Consider the following 22624-nt stretch of genomic DNA (forward strand, 5'->3'; position numbering starts at 1 on the left):
GACCGGGCGGCGAGGCGCCGGCCAGAGGTAGGATGCCGGCATGGAAGGCTCCGAACATCCCCTCGACGGCGACGTCAACTGGCTACTGAACCGCGTGTGGCTCGGATTCGGCCAGCGCAAGAACGCTGCCCTCGAGGCGACCGGCGTCACCCTGAAAGAGCATTTCGTGCTGGTCGCGTTGATGTCCGCGCCGATGACCCAGCTGGAGCTGTCCGCCCTCGTCAAGATCGACAAGTCGGTCATCTCCGCGACCCTCGACAGCCTCGAGGTCAAAGAGCTCGTGGTCCGCACCCCGGATCCGCGGGACCGGCGGGCTCGCCGCCCGACCCTCACCCCGCGCGGGCGCAAACTCTGCCAGCGGGCGACGCTCGCCACCCAGAAGGCCGAGCAGGATCTGCTCGCTCTGCTCGATCCCGCCCAGCGGCAGGCCTTCCTCGACGTACTGCGCTACTACGCCTTCTCCGAGTTCGCCGACGCACCGGGGTTCACCCGGGACATGCGGAGCTAGCCGACCATGCCGCCTTTGAGGGTGAGGCCGCCGTCGATGGTGATGGTCTGGCCGGTGATCCAGGACGCCTCGTCGGACAGCAGGAACCACACCAGCGAGGCAACATCCTCCGGGCGGCCGAGGCGGGCCATCGGGTACGTCCCGGCGACCTCTTCCTCACGCCCTTCGTAGAGTGCTCCGGCGAACTTGGTCTTGACCACCGCCGGAGCCACGGCGTTGACCCGGATCTCCGGTGAGAGCTCCAGCGCGAGCTCGGCCGTGACCCGGGACAGCATCGCCTTGGTCGCGCCGTACCAGCCGATTCCCGGCGACGGCGAGAGCGCCGCCAGCGAGGACACGTTGACCACCGCACCGCCGTGGTTGCCCATCCACGCGTCCCGGCAGGCCTTCACCCAGGAGATCGTGGCGAGCACGTTCGTGTCGACCATCTTGGCGGCGACGCCGGCCTCGATGTCGAGCAGGTCGCCGTAGATCGGGTTGATGCCGGTGTTGTTCACCAGCAGATCCAGCGATCCGTACGTCGCCACCGCGGCGGCCACCACCGCGCCGCGATGAGCGCCGTCCGCGGCGTTCCCGGCCAGGCCGAGCGCGTGCTTGCGCCCACCGAGCAGCTTGACCGCCTCGTCGAGAGCTTCCTGCTTGCGGCCGGTGATGACAACGCGCGCGCCGTCCGCGACAAGTCGCTGGGCGATCGCCAGCCCGATCCCGCGGGATGCTCCGGTGACGATCGCCGTACGGTTCTCCAGGGTCATCAGCTGAGGCGCTCCAGGACGATGGCCATGCCCTGACCGCCGCCGACGCACATGGTCTCCAGCCCGAACTGCTTGTCCTCGAACTGCAGGCCGTTCACCAGCGTGGTCATGATCCGCGCACCGGTCGAACCGAACGGGTGGCCGAGCGCGATCGCGCCGCCGTGCACGTTCAGGCGGTCCTCGGCGATGCCCAGCTCACGCGCCGAGCCGATCACCTGGACCGCGAAGGCCTCGTTGATCTCGACCAGGTCGATGTCGTTGATGCTCATGCCGGCCCGGGCCAGCGCCTGCTTCGACGCCTCGACCGGACCGAGGCCCATGATCTCCGGCGACAGACCGCTCACGCCGGTGGAGACGATCCGGGCCAGCGGGGTCAGACCGAGCTCGCGTGCCTTGGTGTCGCTCATGATCACGACCGCGGCCGCGCCGTCGTTCAGCGGGCAGCAGTTGCCTGCGGTGACAGTGCCGTCGGGACGGAACACCGGCTTGAGGCCGCTCACACCCTCGAGCGTCGTACCGGCGCGCGGGCCGTCGTCCTTGCTGACGACCGTGCCGTCCGGCAGCGTCACCGGGACGATCTCGCGCTCGAAGAAGCCGTTGTTGATCGCCTTCTCGGCCAAGTTCTGCGAGCGGACGCCGAACGCGTCCTGGTCGGCGCGGGTGATGCCCTTGAGGGTCGCCACGTTCTCCGCGGTCTGACCCATCGAGATGTAGATGTCCGGGAGGTAGCCGTCCTCGCGCGGGTCGTGCCAGGTCTCGTTGGTCTCCGCGTACTTCGCCGTCCGGGCGACCGCATCGGTGAACTGCTCGTTGAACGAACTCGGGTCACCCACCCCGGCGGAACCGAAGTTCTTGTACCGCGAAACGCACTCGACCCCGGCGCTGACGAAGATGTCGCCCTCGCCGGACTTGATCGCGTGGAACGCCATCCGCGCGGTCTGGGTCGACGACGCACAGAACCGGTTGACCGTGGTGGCCGGCGCGTTGTCCCAGCCCAGCTGGACGGCGACCCGGCGGGCCATGTTGCCGCCGTGCTCGTCGTGCGGCTCCGCACAGCCGAGCATCAGGTCCTCGATCTGGTCGCCGGTCAGGCCGATCTTGTCGGTCGCCGCCTTGATCATCTGGACGGCGAGGTCGTCCGGCCGGATCGTGGTCAGCGACCCCTTGTTCGCCCGCCCGATCGGCGAACGCGCCGTGGACACGATGACTGCTTCAGGCATTTTCCCGGTTCTCCTTCTACAGGCCGAGGTCGCGGCCGATGAGTTCCTTCATGATCTCGTTCGATCCCGCCCAGATCTTGGTGACGCGCGCATCGCGCCAGGCCCGGGCCACCCGGTACTCGTTCATGTAGCCGTAGCCGCCGTGCAGCTGCACGCAGGCGTCCAGCACCTCGTTCTGCACGTGGGCGCTCCACCACTTGGTCTTGGCGGCGTCGACGGCGGTCAGCCGGTTCTCGTCGTGCGCGACCACGCCGTTGTCGACGTACGCCTGGGTGACCTCGACCTTGGTGACCAGCTCGGCGATCAGGAACTTGTTGTACTGGAACGAGCCGACCGGCTGGCCGAAGGCCTTGCGCTGCTTCACGTACTCGATGGTCTCGTCGAGGATCTGCGCGGCGTGCGCGATGTTCGACACCGCGGCGCCGATCCGCTCCTGCGCGAGCCGCTCCATCATGTGGATGAAGCCGCGGTCGAGCTCGCCGAGAACGTTGTCATCGGCAACGAAGAGGTCCTCGAAGAAGAGCTCCGAGGTACCGGACTCGGTCTGGCCGACCTTGTCCAGCTTGCGCCCGCGGGCGAAACCCTCCATGCCCTCCTCGACGACGAACAGCGTGATGCCCTTCGCGCCCTTCTCCGGGGTGGTCCGGGCGGCCACGATGACGAGATCGGCCATGTCGCCGTTGGTGATGAAGGTCTTGGACCCGTTCAGCACCCAGCCGCCGTCGGCCTTCTTCGCGGTCGTCTTCAGCGCGGCCAGGTCGGAGCCACCCGACGGCTCGGTCATCCCGATCGCGGCGACGTACTCGCCGGAGCAGAACTTGGGCAGCCAGCGCTGCTTCTGCTCCTCGGTACCGAGGTCGACGAAGTACGGCGCGGCACAGTCGTAATGGATGCCGAAGCAGCTCGACAGCGACGCGGAGACCTTCGAGACCTCCTCGGCGAACACCTGGTTGAACCGGTAGTCGCCGACGCTGGAGCCGCCGTACTCCTCGGGGACGTCGAGACCGAGGAAGCCCTGCTTGCCGGCCTCGAGCCAGGCGGCGCGCTCGATCGTCTTCTCCTCGAGGAACTGCTCCATCCGCGGGACCAGCGACCGGTCGCAGTACTCCTTCGCACTCCGGCGGAAGGCGTGGTGATCCTCGTTGAAGATGACGCGGTCCATCGTGAACTCCCCGGCGTGAGATGTATGGCGCAGTGTTGCATTTTTCGCTTCGCTAAGCGCTTGCTTAGCTTCACGCTTTTGGTGCAGGGTGTCAACGTGTCCACAGTCACCGGTTCCCTCGAATGGGAGCATGTCGAGCCCGCAGCCGCCCGTCGGCTGCTTCGGGGCGCCATCGACGCGTTCGCCGAGCGCGGCTTCCAGGCCACGACCACCCGGGACATCGCTTCGCGCGCCGGGATGAGTCCGGCCGCGCTGTACGTGCACTACCCGTCCAAGGAGCGGCTGCTCTTCGAGATCAGCCTCTACGGCCACAACGCAGCTCTCGACGTACTGCGTTCCGCAGACCACGCCGGTACGCCGGCCGACCGGCTCCGCGCACTTGTCGCGGCCTTCACCGCATGGCATGCGCGCCACCACACCATCGCGCACGTGGTGCAGTACGAACTGAGTGCGCTCTCCCCCGAGCACCTGGCCGAGGTGGCGACGATTCGCCGGGCCATCTCCACTCAAATCGAGCAGGTGCTGGCGGACGGCGTACAGGATGGATCGTTCGCCGTACCGGACCTGCCTGGTACGACGCTCGCCGTACTGTCACTGGCTATCGATGTGGCGCGGTGGTACACGCCGCATCGCGGCGATCCGGACGCCCTCGGCAAGCTGTACGCCGACCTGGCACACCGGATGGTCCAGGCATAAGAAGCCCTGCCCCAGCCGTATCCCTTTAACCGGTTTGGGGAGCGCCGCCAACCAGAATCGGCAGGCAGGACTCCCCCAAGCCCTCGCCCCGACCACCCACTTCGGGGAGCCGAACGCACCGCGCTAACGTCCGAAGGATCGGAGAGCCCCCCTCCGGTTCTTCGGACGTTAACCTCGGACCAGCAGTAACGTCCGAACGATCGGAGAGCCCGCCTCCGGTTCTTCGGACGTTGATTGTGGTGAGCCCTGTTGGTGCGGGGTTTGCGGGCTGAGTGGCTCGCGCGGGGACGGTGTACGCGGTCGACCGAACGGGGATTCCGGTGGGATCGGCGACTGGGGGCGTGTGTCCTCGACTGGAAGTACCGTGCTGTCGGATATCGATTTCTGGCTGCAAACTTCTTCCACTCGGCGACGCAGGGACCGGCCGAGCGCCGAGCCCCCGTCGAGTGGCACCGGCGGCAACTCGCCAACGCACGGATCAGTCAGGAGAGCCAGAAAACCCCGCATCCCACCTGGATGCGGGGCTTCTTTCAAGAGCTCAGTTGCCGTGACTCAGGCCTGCAGTGCGGCCTGGACGTCGAGGTGGATGTCCACCTTGTCGCCGATCAGGAGCTTGCCGCCCTCGAGCGGGATGTTGAAGTCGATGCCCCACTCCTTGCGGCTGATCGACGCGGAGGCCTCGAAGCCGAGGATGGTCTGGCCGTAGGCGTTCTGGTCGACACCGAGGAACTCGAACGCGAGCTCGATCGGCTTGGTGACGTCCTTGATGGTGAGGTCGCCGGCCAGGATGTAGTCCTCGCCCTCGGCCTTCAGCGCCGTGCTCACGAACGTCATCTTCGGGGTGTTCTCGGCGTCGAAGAAGTCACCGGAGCGCAGGTGGCCGTCGCGCTGGTCGTTGCGGGTGTGCACCGAGGCGAGCTCGACGGTGACGTTCGCGGTCGAGTCCTCGAGGGTGTCCTTGACGACGATCTCGCCGCTGAACTCCTGGAAGGTGCCACGCACCTTGGTCATCAGGTGCCGCACGGTGAAACCGATCTCGGTGTGCGCGGCGTCCAGGGCGTAGGTCCCGGAAACCAGGCCGGGGATCGTGGTGGTGGGGGTGGTGGCAGTCTCGGTCATGAGGTCCTCTCAGCGGAGTACAGGGGGTGTGTCCGGGGGGTCTGGTCCAGCTCAGGTTGTTGCGTCAACCTGATGACCACGACGCTACGGATTAACGGTTTAAAAGTCAATTACATTCCCGGTACACTGGTGCACGTGGAGACGACGACTGAGACTCGCTGGCTGAACGCAGAGCAGCAGGTGGCGTGGCGCGCGTACCTGCTGGGCACCGCGCGCTTGATGGCGAAGCTGGATGACGAGCTCCGCCGCTTCGGCATCGGAATCAACGACTACGAGATCCTGGTCCGGCTGTCGGAGTCGCCCGACCGGCGGCTGCGGATGGCCGACCTGGCCGACCGCCTGCACCAGAGCCGCTCCCGGCTGACGCACACCATCGGCCGGCTGGAAGCAGCCGAGCTGGTACGGCGTACGTCGTGCACGAGCGACAAGCGTGGCGTCTGGGCCGAGCTGACCGAGGCCGGCCACAGCCTGCTGGTGGAGGCGGCACCGACCCACGTGGAGAGCGTCCGGGAGAACCTGGTCGATCTGGCGAGCCCTGAGGACTTCGCCGCGATCGGACGGGTCTTCGACGCCGTCGCCGAGCACGTTGGCCAGCACTAATCATTCGGCACTAGTTAGAGCTTCAGCTCCAGCTCGTCCCGGTCGGCACCGCGGTAGGCGAGCATCGATTCACGCATCCGGCGCTTGAGCGGCGGCACGTTGTTGATCGTCCGCATCACCGTGCGCATGCCGGCCAGCGCGACCCGGCCGATGACCGGCTTGTGCGCCGGGTCGTCGGAGGTCATCTGCGCACGGGACTTCAGTACGGCGTCGAAGCCGTACTCGATCATCTTGGCCTCATAGTCGTGGATCGCGGGGATCAGCTCACGCCGTCCGTCACGGACCTCGACCAGCTGGCGGCAGAGGTTCACGGCATCCCGCAGGGCGGTGTTCGCGCCGACTCCGCGACCCGGCGTCATGGTGTGGATCGCATCCCCGAGCAGGGTGACGTTGGTGGTCTCCCACGGCTCGACCGGCACTGAGGTCCAGATGTTGATCGGGAAGCACGTGCCCACATCGGTCAGCTCGAACAGCTTGCGCAGGTCAGGGTGCCAGCCGGGCGTGAGCTGCAGCGCGACCTCGACCAGCTCACGGCCGCGCAGCTCCATGATGTTCGCCGGGAACTTGTCTTTGGTCGCCCACAGACCCCAGTTCATGTAGTCGCGAGTGTTGTCGAACTGCAGGCCCGGCCACTGCCGGATCAGCTCCTCGGTGTTCCCGCCGATACCGCTCTTGACCTTGCCGTCGCGGTCCCACTGGAACTCCATCACGTGCAGGATGCAGCCGAATCCGTGCGGCGCGCTCACCATGCTGATCCCCTCGAACACCTTCGGCGGCACCAGCTTGGCGCTCTCCGCGGTGATCGGCAGCTTGCCGGCGATCGAGATGATCCCGGTCTCCTCCGTCTTCGCGTGCGGGAGGTACTGCCGCCGTACCCGGGAACCAGAGCCGTCGGCCGCGACCAGGAGATCGCCGGTGGCCGTCGTACCGTCGGCGAAGTAGGCCGTCACCTCGTCGCCGTGCTGCTCGAAGCGGGTGAACTCCTTGCCGTACTGAACGACGTCGTCCAGGCCGGTCAGCAGCACCTGCCGCATCGTCATCCGGCTGATCGACTTCTCACTCGCGATCGGGTCGGTGACGGGCGGGAGGTCCATCGACAGGACCTCCTTGAGGTCCTCGGTGAGCATGTTGAAGTACTTCGGGTCGCGCGCCCTGGTGGCCACGAACGTGTCGTACAGCTCCGGCGGCAGCAGCGCGTGCAGCGCCCGGCTGCCGTCCGGGTCGATGCCGACCCGGTAGCCGTGCAGACCGTCGGTGCGCAGCGCGTCGCGCTCGAACACCGCCACCTCGATCCCGGCCCGCAGCAGTCCGTGGGCCAACGCGAGCCCGCCGGTCCCGCCACCGATCACCAACACCTTCACCTTCATAGTCCCGCTCCCTGTTATCTCGGATCTTCAAATATCTTGTTAATCCGAGTATCTTGGAGATCCGAGAGAAAAGCAAGCCCACTATGCTGAGGCGGACCATGACCGATGCCAGAGAAGAGCTCGCCGCGGGGATCCAGCAGCAGATGATCCGGTTCATCGCGGACGTGATCCTGTTCAACCACTCCGTCTCCGCCAAGCTCGGACTCGGCGCCAGCGACTCGCAGTTCATGACGCTGCTGCAGACGCACGGCCCGCTCAGCCCGCGACAGCTCGCGGAGTTCAGCGGCCTCACCTCCGGCACGGTCACCGGCGTGATCGACCGCCTCGAGGCACACGGCTTCGTCACCCGCGCGGCCGATCCGTCCGACCGCCGCAAGGTGGTGGTGACGCCGTCGCTGGAGGCGATCCAGGAGACCTTCATGCCCCTGTACGCCGAACAGGGCGCGCGCATGCAGTCCGTCCTGGCGAGCCGCACTGACGACGAACTGCGGACGATCCTCGCGTTCCTGTCCGACTCTTTAGCCGCCGACTAAACCGTTGGTCCGGCCTCGCCACCTTCCGCGAGACTCGAGCCATGACGAACCATGACGGTCGCGCCGGGATCACGGCCGATCTTGTCCGGCGATTGCTCGCCGACCAGTTCCCGCACTGGGCCGAACTGCCGATTACCCCGGTGAAGGTCGAGGGCTGGGACAACCGCACGTACCGGCTCGGCTCCGAACTGACGGTTCGCCTACCCACTGCCGCGTCGTACGTGGCCGCGATCGACAAAGAGCATCACTGGCTACCGATTCTGGCGCCATCTCTTCCGGTCGCCATCCCCGAGGCAGTCGCCAAGGGTGAGCCCGGCCACGGTTATCCACACCCCTGGGCCGTCCGGCGATGGCTCGACGGCTCCACGGCATCGGTGCAGACGGTGAGCGATCTCGATGGATTCGCTCGCGCGATCGCGGACTTCATCCTGGCACTACAGCAGTGCGATGCGACCGGCGGGCCGTTGGCCGGCGCGCACAGCTTCTACCGCGGCGCGCCGCCCGCGCACTACCACTCCGAGACCCTCGAAGCCCTTGCTGCATTGAAGGATCGAATCAACGCCGACCTGGCCCGCGAGGTCTGGGACGCCGCGCTCGCCAGCTCATGGGACCGGCCGCCGGTCTGGTTCCACGGAGATATTGCCCACGGCAACCTGTTGGTCCAGGACGGCCGGCTGTCGGCCGTCATCGACTTCGGCACCTCAGGCGTCGGCGATCCGGCCTGCGACCTCGTGATCGCCTACACCTTCTTCACCGGCTCATCCCGCGAAGCGTTCCGCGCGGCCGTTCAGCAGGATGCGGACACCTGGGCGCGCGCCCGCGGCTGGGCGCTTTGGAAGGCGCTCATCACCTCTGATTTCACGGTGATCGACCGCGTCCTCGACGACTACCTCACACGAACGCAGTAACGCCTTCATACTCCGCCACCGGTGCGGCGCCGACGGTCTCGTACTCGAGCAACAACAGACCGCTCGGCGTCGCCGCATGCTTCGTCAGCCTCAGCCCGGCGGTGTCAGCCGGGTGCTCGAACAGCCGCCGCCCAGCTCCGATCACCGTCGGCGCCACCACCAACCGCACGAGATCCACCAGACCGGCACCCAGCAACGCATTGGCGAGCTTGGCACTGCCGTGGATCTGTAGTTCGTTGCCCGGCTGCTTCTTCAGCTCTGCAACGCCTTCGAGGTGTTTCAGGATGGTCGTCGGCTGCCAACCGCCTTCGGTCAGCGTGCTGCTCACGACGTACTTCGGGAGCGCGTTCATCCGCTCGGTGAACGGGTCGTCGGGATCCGTGATCTGCGGCCAGTCGCGCGCGAACGCGTCATACGTGCGCCGCCCGAGCAGCAGCCCGTCGGCCAACGCCAGCCACGCGACAGTCCGCCGTACAAACGCCTCGTCAATGAACGGGACCAGCCATCCACCCCGGGAGAAGCCGTCGCTCGTGTCCTCGGTCGGCGAGCCAGGGCCTTGGCTGACGCCATCCAGCGTCACGAACTCTGTCAGCACGAGCTTCATCGCAGCTCCTCCACCAAGTCAGCGAGCTGCTTGGTCACGGTCCCCCAACCGTCCGCAAACCCCAACGCAGCATGGAGTTTCCGCGAGGCCGGATCAGCATGCCGTACGACGGCGCGGTACGCCGTACCGTCCGCATGATCGGCCAACGTGATCTCGGCCGCCATCGTCACCGGCTCCGGATTCGCCGGCCGCCAGGCGCTGTCGATCGCATTGGTGAAGACGATCCGCTCGAGCTCCTCGACGACCAGGAAGGTCGCGTCGAGCTGCGGCACGAACTCCACGCCGTCCTCGCTCATCCGCGTCACCAGCGCACCACCGGACCGCGCCTCGAAGCGCTCGACCCGGCACAGCATCGGCGCCGGAACCCACCACTGCACAAACTTCGCCGGGTCGGTCCACGCACTCCACACCACCGCGCGCGGCGCCCGAATGATCCGTTCCAGGGTGAGATCGAGATCGGGGTTCATTGCTGGTCCTCCTGCAGATCGGTGACGAAACGTTCGAGCCGGTCGGTGCGGTCTTCCCAGATCCGCCGCTGCTCATCCAGCCAGTTGTCGACCAGCTGCAGCCGCTCCCGGTTCAGCACACAGGTCCGCACCCGACCGGTCTTGACCGTCCGGATCAGCCCGTTCGCCTCCAGCGTCCGGACATGCTTCATGAACGACGGCAGCGTCATCGGAAACCCCGCCGCCAGCTCCCCCACGCTCGTCGGCCCGCGCCCGAGCCGCCGGATCACATCCCGCCGCGTCGGATCCGCCAGCGCGACGAACACCCCGTCGACCTCGACCGAATACTGTGCCATGAAGCTAAGTATTAACCGCTCCACACACTTAGCGCAAGGGCTAACTATCGGCCCGGCCAACTAGGGAGTCGAGTCCATCACACGGCCGCCAAGCTAACGTCCGAACAATCGCAGCACGTGGTCGGCGCGTTTTCGGACGTTAGCCGCCCGGCCAGGCCACCAGCGACCGCGACGCGAAAGGACCCGCCTCCGAATCGGAGACGGGTCCTCGCATGTACTGCGATCAGTCGCGCGTGAGCTTGCGGTGCGTCACCCGGTGCGGGCGGGCGGCCTCGGGGCCGAGGCGCTCGATCTTGTTGGCCTCGTACGACGCGAAGTTGCCTTCGAACCAGAACCAGTTGGCCGGGTTGTCGTCGGTTCCTTCCCAGGCCAGGATGTGGGTGGCGACGCGGTCGAGGAACCACCGGTCGTGGGAGACGACCACGGCGCAGCCGGGGAACTCGAGGAGGGCGTCTTCGAGGGACTGCAGGGTCTCGACGTCCAGGTCGTTGGTCGGCTCGTCGAGGAGCAGCAGGTTGCCGCCCATCTTCAGGGTCAGGGCCAGGTTCAGCCGGTTGCGCTCACCGCCGGACAGGACGCCGGTCGGCTTCTGCTGGTCCGGGCCCTTGAAGCCGAACGAGGCGACATAGGCGCGGCTCGGCATCTCGAAGTTCGCGACCTTGATGTAGTCGAGCTCGTCGGAGACCTGCTGCCAGACCGTCTTCTTCGGGTCCAGGCCGCCGCGCGACTGGTCGACGTACGAGATCTTGACCGTCTCACCGAGCTTGAGGCTGCCCGCGTCGGGGGTCTCCTCGCCGACGATCATCCGGAACAGGGTCGACTTGCCGACGCCGTTCGGGCCGACGATACCGACGATGCCGGCGCGCGGCAGGCTGAAGCCCAGGCCGTCGATCAGCTTGCGGTCGCCGAACCCCTTCTCCAGCTTGGAGACCTCGAGGACGGTGCTGCCCAGTCGCGGACCGGCGGGGATGTTGATCTCGTCGATGTCCAGCTTCTTGGACCGCTCGGCCTCGGCCGCGAGCTCCTCGTAGCGGGCCAGCCGGGACTTGCTCTTGGTCTGCCGGGCCTTCGCGTTCGACCGGACCCACTCGAGCTCGCGCTCCAGGATCTTCTGCCGCTTCGCGTCCTTCTGGCCCTCGACCACGAGGCGCTGCTGCTTGGTCTCCAGGTACTTCGAGTAGTTGCCCTCGTACCCGTAGGTCTTGCCGCGGTCCATTTCCAGGATCCACTCGGCGACGTTGTCCAGGAAGTACCGGTCGTGGGTGATCGCCAGGACGGCGCCCGGGTACTTCTGCAGGTGCTGCTCCAGCCACAGCACGGACTCCGCGTCCAGGTGGTTGGTGGGCTCGTCGAGGAGCAGCAGGTCGGGCTGCTGCAGCAGCAGCTTGCAGAGCGCGACCCGGCGGCGCTCACCACCGGACAGGTTGTCGACCAGTACGTCGGCCGGCGGGCACCGCAGGGCGTCCATCGCCTGCTCGAGCTGCGCGTCGACGTCCCACGCGTTGCGGTGGTCGAGCTCGGTCTGCAGGTCGCCCATCTCGGCGAGCAGCGTGTCGTAGTCCGCGTCCGGGTCGGCCAGCTCGGCGGAGATCTCGTTGAAGCGGTCGAGCTTCTGCTTGGTGTCGCCGACCCCTTCCTCGACGTTCTGCAGCACGGTCTTGCCCTCGGTCAGCGGCGGCTCCTGCAGCAGGATCCCCACCGTCGCGTCCTCGGCCAGCCGGGCCTCACCGTTGGACGCCTGATCGAGCCCGGCCATGATCTTGAACAGCGAGGACTTGCCGGTGCCGTTCGGCCCGACCACGCCGATCTTCGCCCCGGTCAGGAAGTTCAGCGTGACGTCGTCGAGCACGACCTTGTCGCCGAACGCCTTCCGGACGTTGCGAAGGGTGTAGATGAATTCCGCCATACCCCAGAGCCTATGCGCTCGGTACCGCCTGAGCCCAACCGGTTGTCCACAGGGCCGAGGTCGTCGCCGATTCCGGGCCCGGTCGCGTGCATCTTCTCCGGTGACACCACGAGCGAAAGGACGGTGGCCAGGATGAATGAGACCTACGTGACAGTGCAGGGCTGGGTCGGCAGCAAACCGCAGTTCAAGGAGATCGGCGGGCGGACCCCGCAGGTGACCTTCCGGATCGGCTCGACACCCCGGCAGTTCCTCGGCGACCGCGGCTGGTCGGACCGGCCGACGACCTGGTTCAACGTCGAGTGCTGGCGTGCCCTCGCGCAGAACACCTTCGAATCCGTCCACGTCGGCCAGCCGGTCATCGTCACCGGCAAGCTGCTCACCAAGGAGTGGACCACCGAAGCCGGCGAGCGCCGCTCCCGCGTGATCCTGGACGCCCACTCCATCGGCCACGATCTGTCCAAAGGCACGACCAGCTTCACCAAGTCCGCCCCTCGGGCCGAGGCTGCCTGGTCCGACTCCCTCCGCCGCGCCACCGCGGAAACCGTCCCGTCGGACGCCGCCGCGCACTCACTTCCCGATCCCGACCTCGTCACGCCGTACCCGCCCGACGAGTTCCCGGCGCGGCCCCTCCCCCTGACCGCGAGCACCCAGGAGGCCGAGGCCGCATGACTATCTCAGCCTTGACTTATATAAGCGAGGCCCGGCATTCTGAGCTCCATGATCGATATTCTCGAGCACATCAACGCCGTTCAGCGGGAGGTCAGCCGGACCGGGGAGGACGCGACGGTGCTGATGCGCCGCGCCTACCGGGCCGTGCCGGAGGAGGTCTGGGACGCCCTCACCGACCCGGAGCGGCTGAGTCGCTGGATGTGGCCGATGACCGGCGACTTCCGGGTCGGCGGCAGCTTCGCCTTGCAGGACATGGCCGGCGGCGACATCCTCGAGTGCGAGCCACCGAAGCGATTCAAAGTCACGTACGGCGGCGCGAACAGCCTGCTGGAGATTCGCCTGCACGCCGGGGCGCCGGGGATCACCGAGCTCGAGCTGGAGCACGTGGTGACCGACGTTCCCGGCCCCGGCCTCGGCGGCGCGCTGTACGTCGGCCCTGGCTGGGACAGCGGATTGCTCGCCCTCGCCTTGTACGTCGAGGGTCGGCTGCCAGTCGACTGGAGCCCGGTCGAGTTCCACGACTCCCCCGAGATGCTGCAGTTCAACGAACAGTCGGTGCGGGTGTGGCTGGAGGTCGTTCGCCGCTCCGGCACGACGACGGAGGAAGACCTGCTCAAGGCCGCCAAGGTCTCGATGGCGCAGTTCGCTCCTGGCGTCGAGCTCTAGGCCTCCACCTCGAGTCAGACTCTGGTCCCGGAGCACCACTCGTCATGGCCGCCACCTTCCGGGCTCCCGGTCAGCGCCAGCGCTCCTCCGGGATTCCAGCGCGCTGGTTGTGGTGGTCGAGCAGCGTCGCCAGGAGATCGGTCAAAATCGCTCGCTCCTCGACTGACAGCGGCGCGAGCAGTTCGTCCTGGCTGGCCGCCAGCCGATTCTCCAGGCGCCGCAACTGCCGCTTGCCTGCAGTGGTCAACGAGATGACGTTGCGTCGGCGATCGGAAGGGTCCGCGGTCCGCTCGACGAACGCGAGTTCGGCCAGCTCGTTCACGGTCGCGACCATGTCACTCAGGTGAATGCCGCTCCGACGCCCGAGCGTCGCCTGGCTGGCCGGGCCGAAGTCATCCAACGTCGCCAGCACCCGGTAGTGGTAGCCGCGCGCTCCGGCGGACGAGAAGCCGTCAACCACCAGGCGACTGGCGTGCTGCGCAGTCTGGCCGAGCAGCCAGGTGGGCATTCCGGCCCATCTGGGCGCCGCGTTCTCGGAGTCCTCCATCCGAAGAGTCTAACGAATCGTTCGGGCGACGAACGATTGTGCTATCGTTCGGAGTACTAACGTTAGTCGGACTAACGGTTTGCCGAACCCCGAAGTACAGGAGTCACGATCGTGATCGAACAGTTCCGCATCGACATCCCCCAGGCCGACCTCGACGATCTGGCCGACCGGCTGGCGCGCACCCGCTGGCCGAACGAAGTGACCGCCGCCGGGTCCGACTACGGCTTCCCGTTGGCGCGTCTCAAGGCGCTGGCCGACCACTGGCGTACCGGCTACGACTGGCGCAAGCACGAGGCAGCCTTGAACGAACTGCCGCACTTCCGGACCGAGATCGACGGTCAGAACATCCACTTCGTGCATGTCAGATCCTCGCGACCGGATGCGCTCGCGCTGATCCTGACGCACGGCTGGCCGGGTTCGTTCCTGGAGTTCCTCGACGTGATCGAGCTTCTGTCCCGCGACTTCCACCTGGTGATTCCGTCGATCCCCGGCTACGGATTCTCCGGGCCGACCCAGGAGCGCGGCTGGGACATCAACCGGATCGCGCGGGCCTGGGCCGAGCTGATGCAGCGTCTGGGGTACGAGCGCTACGGCGCACAGGGCGGCGATTTCGGTTCCGGGATCTCGATGGCGCTCGGAGCGGTGGACGCCGACCACGTGGTCGGCGTCCACGTGAACTACCTCCCGACGCGGCCTGATCCGGATGCCGGGCTCGACCTGTCCGATGTCGACGAGGCCCGTCTGGACAAGATCCGGCAGCTGATGGCGAACCGGCCGCCGTACCAGGCTCTGCAGGCGCTCACGCCGCAGACCATCGGGTACGCGCTGACGGATTCGCCGGTCGGCCAGCTGGTCTGGATCGCCGAGCGCTTCGCACAGTGGACGGACCCGCGCTCGACCATCACCGACGAGCAATTGCTCACGGGTGTCGCGCTGTACTGGTTGACGGCGACCGCGGCATCGTCGGCACGGCTGCACCACGAGACGCCCCGAGGAGCTCAACCGTGCCCGGTCCCGGTAGGAGTCGCGGTGCTCCCGCACGACATCACCCAGTCGGTGCGACCGCTGGCCGAGCGGCTGTACGACATCCGGCACTGGTCAGAGTTCGAGCGGGGCGGTCACTTCGCTGCGATGGAGGTGCCGGAGCTGCTCGCCGCGGACATCCGCAGCTTCTTCGTCGGCCTTGGTGCCGTTGAGCCAGGAGACCATCGGTTTGAGCCGCTGGCCTCCTAGCCGCGGGCGATCGCGAGGGCGTCGCGGCAGGTGGTGTAGGCCTCGAGCTCGGTCCGGGCCGGCGCCACAACGTGGCTCTCGGCAACCTTCTCGAGCTCACTGCGCAGGGCCTGCTCGGCCGCGCGAGCGCGCCGAGCCGCACCACTGACAGCAGCCAGCCGGAACAGCACCGCCAGTCCGAGACCGAGGGCTGCACCACCGACCAGCATGATCCAGGCGTAGGCGATGCCGCCGGCTGCCGGCAGCGGCACGTCGCCGGCATCGGCGATCCGTGCCACCAGGGCGGCGAGCAGCCAGGCCGCGCCACCGAGCGCCACCAGGAACAGCAACCACTGGACGAACTTCGCCACACCCCACCAACCCGGGCTGGTGGTGTTGCCCAGGTCGGTGCGACCGACGGCCTGATCGAGTTCGTCGCCCAGCGACTCCTCACGACGGCGGATCGCGGTCCGCACCGAGTCGGCCCACGGCCGCGACAAGCCGGCCGCGGCGCGGTCGGTGATGGTGCGCACGGCGCTGTCCATCCGGGCCCGCTGCACCGGCGTTGCCGCAGGCAACGAAATGCGGGCGCTGGCGACCTCGCTCGTCGCGGACTTGCGCAATGCCTTGCCCTGCTGGCGGGAGACCTCGTCGAGCTGCAGACCACGGAGCGGATCGGGCCGGAACCGGCCGATCCACTTCGTCAACGGCCAACCGGTCGCGGCCTGAGCGCGCTGCTGGTAGGAACGACGGACGGCATCGACCACCACCGGCAGACCGCTGGCGTCCGAGAGCGCGTCGACCAGCTCGGTCACGTCGGCCTCGGCGATCTCCGGGGTCTTGGCGGTGCCGCACTGGCTCGCCATCCGGTCCGCGACGCGATCCACGTCGGCGGCGATCCGCTCCTTGGCCGAGCGCTTGTTGCTGACCCGCTTCACCAGCAGGCCGCGGACCTCGTCCAGTCCGTCGCCGCTGACCGCCGAGGTCGCGACGACCGTCGGCGTCTTCAGACCATCGGTCTTCAGCAGCCGCTCAAGGTCGTTCAGACAGCTCTTCCGCTGCTCCGGCGTCAGCTTGTCGACGTGGTTCAGCGCGAAGACCATCACCCCGGAGTGCGAGGCGTAGGGCTTGATGTAGCGATCGTGCAGCGCCGCATCGGCGTACTTCTGCGGGTCGACCACCCACACGAGCATGTCGACCAACTCGACCAGGCGGTCGACGATCAGCCGGTGCTCGACCTCGATCGAGTCGTGGTCCGGCAGGTCGAGCAGGATCAGACCGTCGAGGTCCTCCGACTGCGCGTCCTCCAGCGAGCTGCGGTGCTGCACCTGGTGCCGGCGCGGGATGCCCAGCCAGTTCAGCACCTCACTGGCCGGCTCCTCGCCCCAGACACAGGCCAGCGGCATCGAGCTGGTCGGACGGCGGGTCCCGATCGCGGCCAGGTCCAGGCCGGTCATCGCGTTGAACAGCGACGACTTCCCGGAACCCGTGGCCCCGGCCAGTGCGACCACGGTCAGCTCGCCCGACATCCGCAGCCGTTGCCCGGCGCGGTCGACGATCTGGGTGGCCTCGGACAGCACCACCGGATCGAGCCGGCGCTGACCAGCGGTCGCGGCCTTCTCGAGAGCGTCGATCTTGGTCAGGACGTCGGTCGCAGCCCGAACCGGGCCCTTGACCGTCTCCGTCGTTTCCGTCACGTGCAGTCCTCCACCGCGCGCGCGGCCTCGGTCAGTTGCCTGGCAGCCTCGGGATCGACCGGATGCTGGTCGAGGACAGCCAGATACCGGGCGAATTCGGCATCCATCAAGGCATGAACCTTACCGTCAAGATCCGCGCGCGACTTCGACATCAGGGTCTGTACGGCCGCGTCGCCGAAGACCGCGGTCAGCAGCTTCTGCCCGACGACCGCGCTGCCGACCCCGATACTCGCCTCGGCGCCGGTCGGAATGCCCGCGTTCTCGGCGAACAGGACCACCATCACCGACAACGACAGCCCGTTCACGCCGGCATCCAGGATGCGTGCCGCGAGCCGCTTCTCGGTCCCGACCTTCCGGACCAGTTCGAGGACCCCGGTCTGCCACTCCCGGACCGCGCGTTCCGCGTTCGCCGCGAACTCCGGCGACATCGCACCCAGCACGATGTCGGTGTCGGTCGCGGCCGGCGCCTCCGACTCGTCATCCGCGCCAGGTGCGGACTTGGCCGCGGCGAGGAGCTGGCGTCCGGCCGGCGTCGCCTGCCAGATCTTCTCCGCGCGCTCGGCAGCGGCCGCGGCCTGCTCGATCAGCAACGACGACAGCCCGGACTCGATCGCGTCGTTCAGGTCGCGGGTCGGCGCCGGACCGGCAGCGGCGACCGACTTCTTGACCTTGTCGCGAACCTTGTTCGAGTTTCCCTGCAGACCCTTGAGCAGCTCGCCGGTCCCGACGAACTCCTGCCACCGGGCGAGCACCTCACCGCGCAGCAGCGAAGCGTCCTGCGTCGAGTTCGCGATGTCCTTGACCGCTTGGTCATAAGCCGCTTCGACACTCGACCGCAGTTCGATCGCGGTGTCACCCTGCGCCCGAACCGCCGCAGCGAACGGCGGCGTGGTCTTCACCATCGAGGTCACCGCACCGTGCAGCGTACGGCGCACGACCGCGACCCGGGCTTCGGCGTCGGCCGCCAGGTCGACCAGCCAGTCCTTGATCGAGGCAACGGACTCGTCGGGCAGCATTCCGTTGCCGTCGACAACCGTCTCCTTGATCGAGAACAGCGGCGAATCGCCGAGCCCGCGCTCCAGCAACATCTGTGCGAGGTGGCCGGTGATGTCGTCGATCGTCTCTGCCGGCGCTCGGTCGAGCACCACGGCGACCGCCGTACTGCGATCCGAGGCGCTCTGCAGGAACTCCCACGGCACCGCGTCCGAGTACCGCGCAGCGGTCGTGACGAACAGCCAGAGATCGGCGGCCGCGAGCAGCTGCGTGGCAAGGTCACGGTTGGCCTCGACGACCGAGTCGATGTCCGGTGCGTCCAGGACCGCGAGTCCGCGCGGAACCGTGTCGGATGCGACCAGCCGCAGCTGTCCCGGATCCTCCATGCCGCCCGGGCTCTCCGCGGTCGTCCGCGCCATGCCCGGGAGGACCCGGTCTCCGATGAACCAGTCCGCGTCGGCCGGGTGATGGATCAGCACCGGCGACCGCGTCGTCGGCCGCAGCACACCCGGCTCACTGACGACCTTGCCGATCACCGAGTTCACCAACGTCGACTTGCCCGCGCCGGTCGATCCACCGACGACCGCCAGAATCGGCGCCTCGAGCTGCACCAACCGCGGCAGGATGTAGTCGTCCAGCTGGTCCAGCATCGCCTTCTGCTGCTGCCGAGCCTCATCGGCCCCCACAACGTCCAAAGGCAACCGGCTCCCGGCCAGCGCACCCCGCAACTTCATCAGAGCCGTGATCAAAGCCATCGCGGCCTGCTCAGCCGCCAACCGCTCAGCCAGCTCCTCCGCAGTCAGCTCAACCTCAGCCGGCTCCTCGACAACCTCATCGCCAGAACCCTCAGCCTCCGCCGACTCACCCTCAGCCGAATCCTCCGAAGCCTGCTCAGCAGTCGCCTCCGCAGACTCGTCGGAGGAGTCCTCGCCGGCAACCTCAGCGACCTCTTCGCCAGACTCCTCGGCAGCGTCGTCGCCGGGCTCGTCGGCGACGGCCTCGGCAGGCTCGTCACCGACAACCTTGTCCGCCGGCTCCTCACCTTCGGTCTGCTCGTCGGCTTCAGTCTGCTCCTCGGCGACCGCAGCCTCCGGTTCCGCCTCCGGCTCGGCGTCATCCGCCGTCTGCTCGGCCTCCGGCGCCGTCTCCTCGGCAGCTGCGTGCTCCGCAGTCTCCTCGGCGACAACCTCCGTGGTCTCAGCGTCGTCAGCGACGGCAGCTTCGGCCTCTTCGTCCGTCGCCGGCGCAGCCTCGTCCGTCGCCGCCTCAGCTTCAGCCTCGGCCTCGGCCTCGTCGGTGCCTACCGTCTCGGTCGGCTCGTCGGCGACGTCATCGCCGGCTGCCTCCGCCGCGGCTTCGTCGGTCTCCTCGGCGGCCGGAGTCTCAGACTCGTCCTCGACCTCATCGTCCGCGGGCTCGACCTGTATCGACTCAACACCGGCCGACTGGACGGCGCGGAGCTCTTCGGCGTAGGCACGCGCTTCATCGATGTCGTCCGAGGACCCTTCACCCTGCTTGGGCAGGCCGACAATGATGTTGCCGTACTCCAACGGGAACCCGTCCGGCGACTCGTCCGGCTCGTACACCACCCCGACAGTCAGCCGCGGCGGCTCCTCAGCCTCTTCCGGCTCCTCAGCCGCAGCGGTGTCATCAGCCTGGGCCTCGTCAGTAGCCTTCGCTTCGTCGTCCGCCTCGGACTTCGTTGCCCCGGCCACATCACCCTCAGCAGCCTCGGCGCCGGCAACGGAGCTCGACTCGTCGTCCTCGTCAGCAGAATCAGTCGCGGCGTCGCTCTCGGGCGCGTCAGCGTCGGCAGCAGCATCCGCGGGAGCATCCGTTGCCGCACCGACCGACTTCTCGGTCTCCTCAGCAGCCACGTCGGCAGACTCAGCAGCCTTCGCCGCGCCATCGTCGGCGGACTCGGCGCCCTCCGTCGACGTCGACTCATCACTCACCGACTCATCACTTGCCGTCTCGGCAGCGCTCGCCGACGCATCGACCGCAGACTCGGCGGCTTCCGGCGACTTGTCCTCAGCGGGCTCGGCAGGCTTCGCGTCCGCCTCAGCCTCCACCGGCGGAGCCGCGACGGGCTCGGGGGTGGCGTTCTTGCGCCTGCGACGGCGCCAGAAGCCTTTGCCCTTGGCACCGGCCTCGGACTGCGCGATCAAGTTGGCCAGCTCCTGGGCAGGCTGGTCCCGGCCCGGAACCTGTGGCTCCGGACCTTCACCAGTTGCTGACTTGATGTCAGCCACGGCGTCCGTCCACGAGCACAGAGTGCCCGGTCGGACAGCACAGAAGCAAAGTCATCGTCATCCCCGTTTGGCGGCGTGGACGGGCGGCAGTCACTGCGATGGTGGATACGGACCGTATCCTCCCGGCGATCCTTGCGAACCAGGGGGTCCCGATGGGTAACCGGGCTGGCCCGCTGGGTAACCGGGTTGCCCCGAGGGATACCCCGGCTGAGGCGCTCCGTAACCACCGGCTCCAGGCGCACCCGGTACGCCGGCTCCCGGCCACTCGCCCTGCCCACCAGCCCCCGGCTGAGGCGGACCGTAGCCTCCAGGACCGGGCTGCGGCGGTCCGTAACCACCGGGGCCCGGCTGAGGCCCGCCGTGCCCACCCGGACCGTCCTGGACCCCAGGACCGCCCGGTCCCGGCATCCCCGGTCCGCCCGGAGGCATCGCCTGCGGGAAGGCCGGCATCGGCGGGAACGGGACGCTGGCCCGTCGGGCGCGCAGCTCGTCGAGCAGTCGCTTCTCGTCCTGCAGAGCCTCCGGCCCGATCACCTGGCGGACGATCTTGTCCCGCAGGTAGGCCAGGTCGGTCGCGTTCTGCTGGAACGCCTTCGCGGCCGCCTCGGCCTGACCGCCGTACCGGCGTGCGTTCTGGCGGAGCGCCTTGCGCCCGCGCATGGTCGCGATCAGGGGCACTTCTGGAGCGACCAGCCAGCCGAACCGCACGTAGTCGTAGAGCCGCGAGGCGATCATCTTGCCTTCGCGTGACCGCAGCACCAACGCGAACACGACCATGCCGACGAAGATCGGCACCATCAGCAGGAAGTAGGCCACCAGGAAGCCGGTGCCCTCGGCCCAGCTCGCGGAGGCGTTCCAGGCCGCGTGCGCGAGCACCGCCGCCAGATAGCCGACCACCGGAGCCAGGTAGCGCACCGCCGTACTGCGATGCCGGACTGCGATGCCGATTCCGATCGCAGTAAAGGAGGTGAAGAGTGGATGCGCGAACGGCGACATCACGCCGCGCAGGATGAAGAGGACAAGCACACCGCGCAGACCCGCGTCGCTCCCGGCCTCGTGCGACAGCTCACTGAAGATGCGGCCGTAGTAGAGGATGTTCTCGGTGAAGGCGAAGCCGACACCGACCATCCCGGCGTACACGAGGCCGTCGATGATCCCGTCGAACTCCTTGCGGCGCACCAGCGCCAGCAGCAGGATGACGGACCCCTTGGCGAACTCCTCCACCGGCGGCGCGACGAAGATGGCCGACCGGTCGCCACCGGCGCCGGTCTCGGCCAACTGCTTGGCGACCTCGGTGTTGATGAAGATCGCGACCAGCGTCGCGATGAACGCGCCCCAGCAGAGCGCGAACAGAATGTACTTGGTCGGCTCCGGTTCGTAACGGTCCAGCCAGAGGTACAGCGCGATCACCGGGATGACCGGCACCATCGCGAACGCCATCCCCCAGGTGAAGCCGCCGGCCCCGGTCGAATCCGCCACGATCGCGAAGATCGCCAGCCCGGCGATCGCCATCAGCACCACGACCACGATGCCGATCAGCAGACCGCGGTTGCGCCGCTGCCCGGGCACCGGATGGTTCCCGAGCACATTCGGCTGCGGGTACTGTCCGCCGGGCGGGTACGCCGTCGCCGCCGCGGGCTGCGGCGACCCGGCCGGGCCAGGTGAGGGGTAACTCATGCCCGCAGCCTAGTTGGATCACCGACCCGACGGCAGAACCGCCCACGCGGCGTTACCGTGATGGAACGACAACCCTGTACTTCCACGCCACACCGAGTAACCCGGCAGCGCGATCACCCGCCCATCTGACAGACTCTTCCTGGCATGCGCCAGTAGCTCAGCTGGATAGAGCGTCGGACTTCTAATCCGTTGGTCGCAGGTTCGAGTCCTGCCTGGCGCGCAAAACCCCTCACTGACCTGCACGTTTGTCAGCCAGAGGTTCCGTCAGGCGGCCGAGTTACCGGTGATGACCTGCTAACAGCCCCGCCTGCAGTCCGGCGATGGATGGTTATTCAGTCAGCCACGAGGCGGCGACCTACCAGAGCAGTTCGGCGGCGCCTGGGTCGGAGTCCGCGGACTGTGGACTTCTCGCCATTCACGTGGTTGTTGAACGCGCGCTCGTAGTCGTCGATGCTGCTGCCTGCCATGCCCGGGACGCTTGATCTGCTCCAGCCAGAGCTCACCAGCCTCTACGAACGGCATGGACGGCCTGAGGCCCTCCATGCTGAATTCAGGCTCGGCTCGTCCTTGAGCGCTCCCTCAACCCGCTCGACGGCGATCGCCTTGGTCTTGCCGAACTTCGAAATCTCGCCGGGCACGTCGCGTTGTGGGAGTCCTACATCTCCGGCAGGGCCGCCGACTACGGCGAACAGCTCAGCATCAAGACCGAGGGCCGCGACGCGATCTCGTTCGAC

22 protein-coding genes and 1 tRNA gene are annotated in these 22624 nt (G+C 67.7%); 9 read left to right on the forward strand and 14 right to left on the reverse strand.

Annotated features, from left to right (window positions below; genetic code table 11):
• Positions 1-40: 40 nt before the first annotated feature.
• Entirely contained in the window at positions 41-508 is a 468-nt protein-coding gene (locus ACFVWG_RS10205; protein WP_391542870.1) for a MarR family winged helix-turn-helix transcriptional regulator, read from the forward strand.
• On the opposite strand, the gene ACFVWG_RS10210 is transcribed toward ACFVWG_RS10205, so the two are convergent.
• Genes ACFVWG_RS10210 through ACFVWG_RS10220 form a run of 3 tightly spaced genes read right to left on the reverse strand, consistent with a single transcriptional unit; the run spans position 505 to position 3642 of the window.
• Entirely contained in the window at positions 505-1260 is a 756-nt protein-coding gene (locus tag ACFVWG_RS10210) for an SDR family oxidoreductase (protein ID WP_391542871.1), read from the reverse strand. The two genes, ACFVWG_RS10205 and ACFVWG_RS10210, sit on opposite strands and share 4 nt — an antisense overlap.
• Positions 1260-2480, reverse strand: coding sequence for an acetyl-CoA C-acetyltransferase (locus tag ACFVWG_RS10215; protein ID WP_391542872.1), 1221 nt, complete (start codon positions 2478-2480; stop codon positions 1260-1262). Before ACFVWG_RS10215 ends, ACFVWG_RS10210 begins: the two co-directional genes overlap by 1 nt.
• 16 nt (positions 2481-2496) lie before the next feature.
• On the reverse strand, positions 2497-3642 hold the full coding sequence (locus ACFVWG_RS10220; RefSeq protein WP_391542873.1) for an acyl-CoA dehydrogenase family protein: 1146 nt from the start codon (positions 3640-3642) through the stop codon (positions 2497-2499).
• Between the two features lie 96 nt (positions 3643-3738).
• Here ACFVWG_RS10220 and ACFVWG_RS10225 point away from each other — a divergent pair, with 96 nt between their 5' ends.
• On the forward strand, positions 3739-4338 hold the full coding sequence (locus ACFVWG_RS10225) for a TetR/AcrR family transcriptional regulator (RefSeq protein ID WP_391542874.1): 600 nt from the start codon (positions 3739-3741) through the stop codon (positions 4336-4338).
• Positions 4339-4890: 552 nt separating this feature from the next.
• Here ACFVWG_RS10225 and ACFVWG_RS10230 read toward each other — a convergent pair.
• The gene (locus ACFVWG_RS10230; RefSeq protein WP_391542875.1) at positions 4891-5457 is read right to left on the reverse strand and encodes a YceI family protein; all 567 of its coding nucleotides are present in this window, start codon (positions 5455-5457) and stop codon (positions 4891-4893) included.
• 135 nt (positions 5458-5592) lie between these two features.
• Between ACFVWG_RS10230 and ACFVWG_RS10235 the strand changes: the two genes are divergently transcribed.
• Positions 5593-6057: a MarR family winged helix-turn-helix transcriptional regulator gene (locus ACFVWG_RS10235; RefSeq protein ID WP_391542876.1), complete on the forward strand. Its 465-nt coding sequence runs from the start codon at positions 5593-5595 to the stop codon at positions 6055-6057.
• A 14-nt stretch (positions 6058-6071) separates the two neighbouring features.
• Here ACFVWG_RS10235 and ACFVWG_RS10240 read toward each other — a convergent pair whose 3' ends face one another.
• Positions 6072-7424: an FAD-dependent oxidoreductase gene (locus ACFVWG_RS10240; protein ID WP_391542877.1), complete on the reverse strand. Its 1353-nt coding sequence runs from the start codon at positions 7422-7424 to the stop codon at positions 6072-6074.
• Between the two features lie 98 nt (positions 7425-7522).
• Here ACFVWG_RS10240 and ACFVWG_RS10245 point away from each other — a divergent pair, with 98 nt between their 5' ends.
• Positions 7523-7957 (forward strand): MarR family winged helix-turn-helix transcriptional regulator, encoded by a 435-nt coding sequence (locus ACFVWG_RS10245; protein WP_391542878.1) that lies wholly within the window; start codon positions 7523-7525, stop codon positions 7955-7957.
• A gap of 41 nt (positions 7958-7998) precedes the next feature.
• Positions 7999-8865, forward strand: coding sequence for an aminoglycoside phosphotransferase family protein (locus ACFVWG_RS10250; RefSeq protein ID WP_391542879.1), 867 nt, complete (start codon positions 7999-8001; stop codon positions 8863-8865).
• Here ACFVWG_RS10250 and ACFVWG_RS10255 read toward each other — a convergent pair.
• The 4 genes from ACFVWG_RS10255 to ettA form a co-directional block, all read right to left on the reverse strand.
• The gene (locus ACFVWG_RS10255; protein ID WP_391542880.1) at positions 8849-9469 is read right to left on the reverse strand and encodes a dihydrofolate reductase family protein; all 621 of its coding nucleotides are present in this window, start codon (positions 9467-9469) and stop codon (positions 8849-8851) included. The genes ACFVWG_RS10250 and ACFVWG_RS10255 overlap by 17 nt on opposite strands.
• Positions 9466-9936 (reverse strand): SRPBCC domain-containing protein, encoded by a 471-nt coding sequence (locus ACFVWG_RS10260; RefSeq protein WP_391542881.1) that lies wholly within the window; start codon positions 9934-9936, stop codon positions 9466-9468. Before ACFVWG_RS10260 ends, ACFVWG_RS10255 begins: the two co-directional genes overlap by 4 nt.
• The gene (locus tag ACFVWG_RS10265) at positions 9933-10271 is read right to left on the reverse strand and encodes an ArsR/SmtB family transcription factor (protein ID WP_391542882.1); all 339 of its coding nucleotides are present in this window, start codon (positions 10269-10271) and stop codon (positions 9933-9935) included. The genes ACFVWG_RS10260 and ACFVWG_RS10265 overlap by 4 nt, the downstream gene beginning before the upstream one ends.
• A 223-nt stretch (positions 10272-10494) precedes the next feature.
• Positions 10495-12177 carry an energy-dependent translational throttle protein EttA gene (gene ettA / locus ACFVWG_RS10270; RefSeq protein WP_391542883.1) on the reverse strand — a complete coding sequence of 561 codons (1683 nt, stop codon included), beginning with the start codon at positions 12175-12177 and terminating at the stop codon, positions 10495-10497.
• A gap of 132 nt (positions 12178-12309) precedes the next feature.
• On the opposite strand from ettA, the gene ACFVWG_RS10275 reads away from it, so the two are divergent.
• Positions 12310-12846 carry a single-stranded DNA-binding protein gene (locus tag ACFVWG_RS10275; protein WP_391542884.1) on the forward strand — a complete coding sequence of 179 codons (537 nt, stop codon included), beginning with the start codon at positions 12310-12312 and terminating at the stop codon, positions 12844-12846.
• A 48-nt stretch (positions 12847-12894) separates the two neighbouring features.
• Positions 12895-13512, forward strand: a complete 618-nt coding sequence (locus tag ACFVWG_RS10280; RefSeq protein ID WP_391542885.1) for an SRPBCC family protein — start codon at positions 12895-12897, stop codon at positions 13510-13512.
• A 70-nt stretch (positions 13513-13582) separates the two neighbouring features.
• Here the strand turns inward: ACFVWG_RS10280 and ACFVWG_RS10285 are convergent, their stop codons facing one another.
• Positions 13583-14059: a MarR family winged helix-turn-helix transcriptional regulator gene (locus tag ACFVWG_RS10285; RefSeq protein WP_391542886.1), complete on the reverse strand. Its 477-nt coding sequence runs from the start codon at positions 14057-14059 to the stop codon at positions 13583-13585.
• A 111-nt stretch (positions 14060-14170) separates the two neighbouring features.
• On the opposite strand from ACFVWG_RS10285, the gene ACFVWG_RS10290 reads away from it, so the two are divergent.
• A complete protein-coding gene (locus ACFVWG_RS10290) occupies positions 14171-15292 on the forward strand; it encodes an epoxide hydrolase family protein (RefSeq protein WP_391542887.1) in 1122 nt (373 codons plus the stop codon).
• Here the strand turns inward: ACFVWG_RS10290 and ACFVWG_RS10295 are convergent.
• From ACFVWG_RS10295 to ACFVWG_RS10305, 3 genes are all read right to left on the reverse strand, one after another.
• Positions 15289-16968, reverse strand: a complete 1680-nt coding sequence (locus ACFVWG_RS10295; protein WP_391542888.1) for an ABC transporter — start codon at positions 16966-16968, stop codon at positions 15289-15291. The genes ACFVWG_RS10290 and ACFVWG_RS10295 overlap by 4 nt on opposite strands.
• On the reverse strand, positions 16965-20213 hold the full coding sequence (locus ACFVWG_RS10300) for an AAA family ATPase (RefSeq protein WP_391542889.1): 3249 nt from the start codon (positions 20211-20213) through the stop codon (positions 16965-16967). The genes ACFVWG_RS10295 and ACFVWG_RS10300 overlap by 4 nt, the downstream gene beginning before the upstream one ends.
• Before the next feature lie 90 nt (positions 20214-20303).
• On the reverse strand, positions 20304-21890 hold the full coding sequence (locus tag ACFVWG_RS10305; RefSeq protein ID WP_391542890.1) for a PrsW family glutamic-type intramembrane protease: 1587 nt from the start codon (positions 21888-21890) through the stop codon (positions 20304-20306).
• 146 nt (positions 21891-22036) lie between these two features.
• Here ACFVWG_RS10305 and ACFVWG_RS10310 point away from each other — a divergent pair.
• Positions 22037-22110, forward strand: a tRNA-Arg gene (locus ACFVWG_RS10310).
• 112 nt (positions 22111-22222) lie between these two features.
• Here the strand turns inward: ACFVWG_RS10310 and ACFVWG_RS10315 are convergent.
• The gene (locus tag ACFVWG_RS10315; protein ID WP_391542891.1) at positions 22223-22357 is read right to left on the reverse strand and encodes a hypothetical protein; all 135 of its coding nucleotides are present in this window, start codon (positions 22355-22357) and stop codon (positions 22223-22225) included.
• Positions 22358-22624 lie beyond the last annotated feature (267 nt).

Origin of the sequence: Kribbella sp. NPDC058245, assembly GCF_042882005.1 — a bacterium.
Taxonomy (GTDB): Bacteria; Actinomycetota; Actinomycetes; order Propionibacteriales; family Kribbellaceae; genus Kribbella.